Origin of the sequence: Caldicoprobacter sp., from assembly GCF_047459465.1 — a bacterium.
Classification (GTDB): Bacteria; Bacillota; Clostridia; order Caldicoprobacterales; family Caldicoprobacteraceae; genus Caldicoprobacter.
On sequence record NZ_VSCO01000091.1, the window covers coordinates 1 to 7,276 of the forward strand.

6 protein-coding genes and 1 pseudogene are annotated in these 7,276 nt (G+C 46.9%); 2 read left to right on the forward strand and 5 right to left on the reverse strand.

Annotation, left to right across the window (positions count from 1 at the left end):
• Positions 1–100: 100 nt before the first annotated feature.
• Positions 101–1,435, forward strand: coding sequence for a TldD/PmbA family protein (locus FWJ59_RS06675; RefSeq protein WP_414481190.1), 1,335 nt, complete (start codon positions 101–103; stop codon positions 1,433–1,435).
• 84 nt (positions 1,436–1,519) lie between these two features.
• Positions 1,520–2,749 (forward strand): metallopeptidase TldD-related protein, encoded by a 1,230-nt coding sequence (locus tag FWJ59_RS06680; RefSeq protein WP_414481191.1) that lies wholly within the window; start codon positions 1,520–1,522, stop codon positions 2,747–2,749.
• Between the two features lie 640 nt (positions 2,750–3,389).
• Here the strand turns inward: FWJ59_RS06680 and FWJ59_RS06685 are convergent.
• The 5 genes and pseudogenes from FWJ59_RS06685 to FWJ59_RS06705 all read right to left on the reverse strand — a co-directional run.
• A complete protein-coding gene (locus FWJ59_RS06685; RefSeq protein WP_414481192.1) occupies positions 3,390–5,066 on the reverse strand; it encodes an ATP-binding protein in 1,677 nt (558 codons plus the stop codon).
• Positions 5,063–5,743, reverse strand: a complete 681-nt coding sequence (locus tag FWJ59_RS06690; protein WP_414481193.1) for a response regulator transcription factor — start codon at positions 5,741–5,743, stop codon at positions 5,063–5,065. Before FWJ59_RS06690 ends, FWJ59_RS06685 begins: the two co-directional genes overlap by 4 nt.
• Entirely contained in the window at positions 5,740–6,393 is a 654-nt protein-coding gene (gene phoU / locus FWJ59_RS06695; protein WP_414481194.1) for a phosphate signaling complex PhoU family protein, read from the reverse strand. The genes FWJ59_RS06690 and phoU overlap by 4 nt, the downstream gene beginning before the upstream one ends.
• Positions 6,393–7,139, reverse strand: a complete 747-nt coding sequence (gene pstB / locus FWJ59_RS06700; protein WP_414481195.1) for a phosphate ABC transporter ATP-binding protein PstB — start codon at positions 7,137–7,139, stop codon at positions 6,393–6,395. Before pstB ends, phoU begins: the two co-directional genes overlap by 1 nt.
• 8 nt (positions 7,140–7,147) lie before the next feature.
• A pseudogene (locus FWJ59_RS06705) lies at positions 7,148–7,276 on the reverse strand (phosphate ABC transporter, permease protein PstA); the annotation flags it as partial.

Here is a 7,276-nt window from a genome sequence, read left to right on the forward strand (position 1 = left end):
CCAAAACTCTTATGTACTTAAACTTTTATGTACTTAAAAGGCTGGTATGTGATACAATTATTAGTATTCATTTCATTAGAACCAAGCAGGGGGTGAAAGCATGTATAGTTTCCCTAAGGGCTTATATGTCGATGTCCGCATAGAGGAGACCTTTGAGACCAAAATCAGCTTTAAAAAGGATGTACTTCAAGAACAGAAAGTTCGCAGCAACAAAGGGGCTTTTATCAGGGTTTTCGATGGCAATAGGTGGTATTACAGTTCTTTGACCGATTTAAGCCGCGTGCAGGAGTGTATAGATGCTCTGGCACGGATGGCCACGCCCAACAACAATATCATGGAACATCCAATTGTTAAGGCTTTTGAAGTCAATAGGGATAGGATCATTCAGTACGAGAAGGATTCGGTAACCGATATTCCAGTAGCTGAGAAGCAGGCCTTGCTGGAAGGGTATTTAAAGCTGCTGGATTATCCCGAAATTGTACACCATACTTCTTATTATGTCGACAACAAGACAATTAAGTCGATCTATTCGTCAAAGGGGACGGCGGTTACCTTTGACAAACAGACCTGTGGTATTCGCTTTAACCTGGAGCTTGCTTATGGCGATAATAAAAACCACGATATTATTTCCAAAGCGGCCATACGCTTCGATGAGCTTAAAGAGCTTGATGATTATTTTAAAGAGAGGATTGAAAAAGCCGTTGCTTTTGTAAGGGAGGCGGTGCCAGTAGAGCCGGGCATATATACGGTATTGTTGAGCCCTGAGGCTACAGGAGTGTTTACCCATGAGAGTTTCGGGCATAAGAGCGAATCGGATTTCATGGTGGGGGACGAAACCATGAAAGCCGAGTGGGCCCTTGGCAAGATCATTGGACGGGATTTGCTTACCATAGTGGATGATGGCTTAGTTCCGGGCAATGGCTATACGCCCTATGACGACGAGGGGACTAAGGGTAAAAAGACGTATATCGTGAAAAACGGCAAGCTTACGGGCAGGTTGCACAGCGCCGCCACCAGCGCAGCTTTGGAGGAGCCTCTTACCGGGAATGCAAGGGCGGTCAATTTCCAATTTGAACCTATAGTTCGCATGACAACCACATACATTGAGAAGGGAGATCGTCCCCTCAAGGATATTATCGCTGAAATAGACAAGGGCATCTATGTGGAGACCATCAGGCATGGCTCTGGGATGTCCACCTTTACTATGACGCCTTCCCGAGCGTATATGATTGAAAACGGCAGAATCACCACCCCGGTTAAGGTGTCGGTTATAACCGGCAGCGTATTTGAGACTCTTGCAGAAGTGGACGCGGTAAGCCAAGAATTTGAGCTGCTGAGCTTTATAGGGGGCGGTTGTGGTAAGATGGAGCAGTATCCTTTGCCGGTGGGGTTTGGAGGCCCATATATACGGGTACGAAAGCTAAATGTGCAGTGAAAGATAGAGCGTTTTTGGGCATGAATTTCTTGCGGGATTTTGGATTTAACTGTGACCATATGATGGTGGGAGGTGTAGTTATCGATGGAGAAGGAATTTATAACCATACATGAGAAGGAGACAGCGGTGAAGGTTCAGAATACCAGGGTCAACGCCGTGCGCATGAAGGATATAGTAAAAAAAGGCGTCAGGGTATACAAGGATAGAAAGATAGGCATCTCGGGCGCTATAGGCGAGGTTCCCGATGAAATTCTGCTTGAAAATGCCGTGCAGAACTTGAACGCCGGCATTTCCTACCCCTATGAACTATCGGGCAACCTTAAGGACCACCGAGATTATGGGAAAAACAGGATGAGCGGAGACCAGCTGTTGGAACGCGCCGAAAAGATACTAGAGAGGCTTAGAACCGAATATTCCGACTTCGATTTCAATGAGATCATACTGACCAGGGATGTAAGCTGGCAGATGAAAAACACCAAGGGTCTAGACCTTGAATATAAAGATGCTTATATGATCCTAACGCTGATATTGAAGGAAAAGAAATCGGCCAACGTGATAGATGGCTATTTAGAGTATTATGGCAGGGATTTTGACCTTGATAAGTTCTGGGAGTTTAACAGCCAACTTCTTGAGGCCTATCGGCATAAGGTTCCACTCCCAGAGGGAGACACCTTACCGGTGTTTACCTTTGAGTTTTCTGAGCTGCAAAAGTTCCTGTCACGTTCGCTCAACGGCGAGATATACGCAACCGGCGGTTCCATCTTCAGCAACAAATTGGGGCAAAAGCTCTTTAACGAAAAAATTACCATTGAACAGAACATGTCTCCAATATACAGGGCCGAGCCTTTCTTTGATATGGAAGGCGTGGTATTGAAGGATGACCGTTATACTTTGATAGAGAATGGCAGGCTTGTCAATGTATACACCGACAAAAGGACGGCTGATGTTTACAAGTTGCCTCATACGGGAGCGGCATCGGGCGACTATGACGGCATGCCTACACTTCTCAGAGCGCCTGTACGCTTTGCCGTAGATTCCCATGATATAAAATCGGCACTGGGCGGTAAAATGGGGATATTGGTGGCAGTGAGTTCCGGGGGAGACTTCACGGCCGATGGAAGCTTTGCAGCGCCGGTGCAGGTGGGCTTTTTATTTGATGGGGAGCACATCATAGGAAAGCTTCCCGAGTTTGGCATCCGCTCTCACCTGTATAAGATGCTGGGGGAGGATTATATCGGAACGTTTGAAAATAAGAATTTCTATTTCGGAGAGGGTATGCAGCTCCAGGGATATTATATGACCATTGTGAGGTAGTCTATTTTAGGCTTTTTGAGCTAATGTAGCCAGGTATGGCCGTTAGAAACAAGGCCGGGACCTATCGGGTTTATATGCACAGGGGCATATATTATGCGGGCGACAAGCAGGACAATAGCCTACTACCTTCTGCCCGCTTTTGCTTTTTTGCTACCAAGCTGTAAGTGGCGGCTATCATTCTCTCCGTTACGGCCAATACGGTTTTTGGAGGTCTAAGGATGAGGCCAAAACGTGGCAAAGGATAAATGACGGGAAGCAGATGTTTGGAGATATATCCGCAGCATTAGCGGGGATCCGCGGGTGTTTGGGCGCGTCTATATTAGCACGGGTACGAGAGGGGTGCTGTGGGGCGAGCCGCCCTGTGGTTGTATTTCAAATCTAGGTGGGAAAGGTGAAACGCTGGCGTGCGAAATGTTTAACCTGTTGCATGAAAGGCCTTGTAATTGCCGCTTGCAGGCAGTTACAAGGCCTCTTTATATGCTATTGGACAGATTAGGCTTTAATTGGACGTTCCCTTCTAAATTAGTCTTGTGTCTTCGCACAAAATTAAGGGGATTGGCTTATCTTGCGCTATATGCTTTACATCATCTAATACGAGATAGTAGGATGTATGAAAACGTGATTTATAGGGGGTTGTCCGTCACCTGTGCGGTCCAGGAAAAATTATCCGTATTGTCGTGCCGTGCCCTGGTTGGCTTTCCAGCTCTATTCTGGCGTTGTGGTGCATTGCCACGTGCTTCACTATGGAAAGCCCCAGGCCGGTGCCGCTTGTTCGGTTTGATCTGCTTTTGTCGACCCTGTAAAAACGCTCAAATACCCTGTTCTGATGTTCTTTAGGGATGCCTATTCCCGTATCAGATACGGTCAAAACCACTTCTTTTGCGCTTTGAGAGATGTTAACATCTACTCTACCGTTTTCTTTGTTGTATTTAATGGCGTTATCGCAGAGGTTGTATATCATCTGCTCGAGGATCTCCTCTATGCCAAACACAAATCCGTTTTGGCCCGATACCGAAACGATGACGCTTTTTTCCCTTGCCTGCGGTTCTAACCTGGCACATACCCTTTTCGACAGTTCGAGCAGGTTTACGCGTTTGCGTGGGATGTCAATGTTATCTTCGTCAAGGCGTGAGAGCCTGATGATGTCGTCTATAAGGGCAATGAGGTGGTTGGCTTCGTTGTAAATGCGCTCAGCAAAGCCGGGGATATCTTCGATCTTTACCATACCGTTTTTGATGATTTCGGCATATCCCAATATCGATGTAAGTGGCGTTTTAAGTTCGTGAGATACGTTGGCCGAAAACTCACGGCGTATCTGTTCTGCTGCACGTTTTTCGGTTATGTCAAGAATCAAGACAACGGCTCCCTTTACTCGTCCGTTGACCCACACAGGGTTGGTGGTAAGCTGGTAGTGACGATCGCCCATTTCGAGTATTTCCTCGCAGTGGTCGCCTTCGAGAGCTTTTTTTACTGCAGCCCGTAAAGTCAAATTGCGACTTAAAGTGAGGATGTTTCTGTGGAGATAATTGCTGCTGTCGTGGCCTCCAAATATGCGTATGGCGCTTTTGTTGACGGACAGGATATCGGCTTTTTCGTTGAGCAATATCAATCCTTCGCTCATGTTTTCGGTGATAGCGTTAAACTCTTCGTGCTTTTCCTTTAAGGTGTGCATCTGGTTTTCTATCTGCTTGTTCTGCTGTGCTATGCGGATAAGCAGAGGAGATAATTCATCATAGACATCATTGGACATGGGATTTTGTAGATTCAGCGCATTTATGGGCTCAACTATTTTTTTTGTCTCCCGATTGGCTATAAGTAGGGCAAGTGCAAAAGTGACGGCAATGATGCACAATATATAGGGCACAAAACTCAATATGGCGCTGTAAACGCTGTCCATCACGTTTGCTACCCGCAGCACCATGCCGTTTTTCAGAAGGACGGCGCAATAGAAGGTTTGCTTGCCCAGAGTCCTGGACAGGCGCACTGACTTTCCGATTCCACTCTTTAAGGCGGCTGATACTTCTGGTCTGCCTTTATGGTTTTCCATATTTTCAGCTTTTTCAATGCTGTCAAACAGCACGGTGCCATCGTCTGCTATAAGCGTTATGCGATGTGCCTTGGTTGATACGCTGTGCAAAAAAAGGCGTGGGTCTTCAGTGGTTTCAAGGCTGGCCGCAATGTAAGACGCCTCTTTTTCTATTTCACGCTGCATGATATCGAAAATTTGCCGATACATGACGACGAAGGTCAGCATGCTTGAGAGCAAAACGGTTAATATAGCAAGCAAACACATGCTTAAGAATATTCTCCGCTTCATCTTTGGCCTCCGATTCGATATCCCACTCCCCGCACCGTTTCTATCAATTTGCCCCATTCTCCTAGCTTTTGCCTGAGCGAGCGGATATGAACGTCGACGGTGCGGGTTTCGCCGTCGAAGTCATAACCCCAAACCGCCTCAAGGATTTTATTTCGATTCAAGACGATGCCTTCATTTTCCATAAGATAGCGTAACAGTTCGAATTCCTTATGGGTTAGTTCTAATTTGTTGCCGTTGACGGTCACTTCATATTTATGGGGGTCCAGGGTTATAGGGCCCACCTCTAAGGTCTGCATGGATGTGCTACCTCTGGGTGAAGCGCGGCGTAGTACCGCCTTGATGCGCGAGACCAGCTCCATCATGCCAAACGGCTTTGTGATGTAATCATCAGCTCCGCTGTCCAAGCTAATCACCTTGTCGTATTCGGTGCTTTTGGCTGTAATCATTATGACTGGGATTTCTCTGGTGGCAGGGTCGGATTTCAGCCTTTTTAGAATCTGTAGCCCGTCTTGGTCGGGCAGCATGATGTCCAAGAGCACGAGTTCGGGCTTTTGCGCTGACAGCGCTCTAAAAAACGCTTTGCCGTTTTCAAAGCCCTGGGCTTCAAATCCCACTGCCCGTAGCGTGTATACCACCAGTTCCCTTATGTTATCGTCGTCTTCAACGAAAAAGATCATATCCTTTCTCCACCTTTATGGATCCCCGTTATGGAGTATTCCACCCATTCTGCTATGTTGGTGGCATGGTCGCCTATTCTCTCAAAATATTTGGCAACCAACAGGAGGTCGACAGCATATTCTCCGTTTTGCTTGTCCTTGCCTATAATATCTATGATTTCCTTTTTTACCTGATTAAACAGGTCATCCACCACGTCATCGTAATCTATGACCGCTCGCGCCAGATCCAGGTCCCGTCTCACGTAGGCATCGATGCTGTCGGTTACCATTTTAATGGTTGCTCTGGCCATTTCGTCTATATGCACGGCGTTGTCCACGGAGTGCAGATTCCCAAGTAGGATTATTTCGGATATATCAGCTGCCTGGTCTCCTATGCGCTCCATGTCGGTTATCATCTTGAGGGCAGAGGAGATTTGCCTTAAATCCCTGGCTACAGGGTGCTGATGGAGCAGGAGCTTAAAGCACAAGCTCTCGATGTCTTTCTCCTTCTGATCAATTTCTGCATCGATGCGAATAACTTCCTGAGCCAAAGAGTTATCGTGGTTTATCAGCGCTTTAGCAGCGTTTGCGATTGCGGTTTCGCATAGGGCCCCCATCTCTATTAATTCCTGGTTGAGCAGTTCCAGCTGCTCATCGAATTTTCTTCTCATTATCCGAACCTCCCGGTTATATAGTCCTCCGTGCGCTTATCCTGCGGCATGAAGAACAGCTTTTCGGTATCGTTGTATTCTATTACCTCGCCGTTTAGCATGAAGACCGTTTTGTCCGAGATGCGTGCTGCCTGCTGCATATTGTGGGTGACAATAATTATAGTATAGTTTTTTCTGAGCTCCAGCACAAGGTCCTCTATCTTTGATGTGGAAATTGGGTCCAGTGCCGACGTTGGTTCATCCATTAATAACACCTCGGGCTGTACCGCTAAAGCCCTTGCAATGCACAGCCGCTGCTGCTGACCGCCCGACAACTCCAAAGCACTTTTTTTGAGCCTGTCCTTTAATTCGTCCCATATGGCGGCCGCCCGCAGGGATTTTTCGACGATGTCGTCCAGCTTCACCTTGGAACGGATTCCGTGTGTGCGCGGGCCAAAGGCGATATTGTCGTACACGCTCATAGGAAAAGGATTGGGCTTTTGAAAGACCATGCCCACTCTTTTGCGCAGCAGGCTTACATCGATGTTGTATATGTCCTCTCCATCAAGCAGTATTTTGCCTGTTATTTTGCAATTCTCTACCAAGTCGTTCATGCGGTTCAGGCATTTGAGGAGAGTCGACTTGCCGCAGCCCGAAGGTCCGATGAGGGCGGTGATCTTGTTGGCTTCTATGTCTAGGTTGATGTCCTTCAGCGCATGAAAATCTCCATAGTACAGGTTTAGATTGTTTATGGTTATCTTCCCCATATATCCCCCTATCCTTTCGTAATCTTTTTTGCCAAAAAATTTGACAGCCAGTTTATTATCATTACAGTGACCAGCAACACGACTGCTGTAGCGTATGCCTGATTTACATACAGCCCTTCGCTCGAGAGGACGTACAT